1 protein-coding gene is annotated in these 510 nt (G+C 66.9%); it reads right to left on the bottom strand.

The window, feature by feature from the left end; translation table 11 throughout:
• The coding region (locus CVH10_RS17150) for an MFS transporter (RefSeq protein ID WP_146142971.1) at positions 1–434 on the bottom strand (434 nt) is incomplete at its 3' end.
• Positions 435–510 lie beyond the last annotated feature (76 nt).

Below are 510 nucleotides of genomic sequence, written 5' to 3'. Positions count from 1 at the left end.
CCGACCGACAGGCCCTGGAACAGGCGGCACATTAGCAGCAGGAAGGGCGCCCACGCGCCGATCTGCGCGTAGGTCGGCAGGCAGGCGATGACCAGCGAGCCGCCGCACATCATCGCCACCGAGATCAGCAGCGAGGTCTTGCGGCCCATGCGGTCGGCGATACGACCGAACAGCCAGCCGCCGATGGGGCGCATCAGGAAGCCCGCGGCGAACACGCCGGCGGTGTTCAGCAATTGCGCGGTCGGGTCGGACTTGGGGAAGAAGGCGGGCGCGAAGTAGAGCGCGGAGAAGGCGTAGACGTAGAAGTCGAACCACTCCACCAGGTTGCCGGACGAGGCCGCCATGATGGCGAAGATGCGGTGGCGCTTTTCTTCGGACGTGTAGGCGCGCGGAGCGCCCGGTGCCCCCGAGAGGGGCGGAGCAGTGACGGACATGGAATCGCCTTGTTATGTGGGTTTTGGCGTCCATCATTCTGCGGCGCTGTCACCGGCCGCGTTGTCGGCAGAGGAC

The sequence above is a fragment of the Halomonas sp. ND22Bw genome (assembly GCF_003011945.1).
Classification (GTDB): domain Bacteria; phylum Pseudomonadota; class Gammaproteobacteria; order Pseudomonadales; family Halomonadaceae; genus Halomonas; species Halomonas halophila.
Note: the sequence above shows the minus strand (reverse complement) of the source record. Positions and strands in the feature narration are given on the sequence as shown.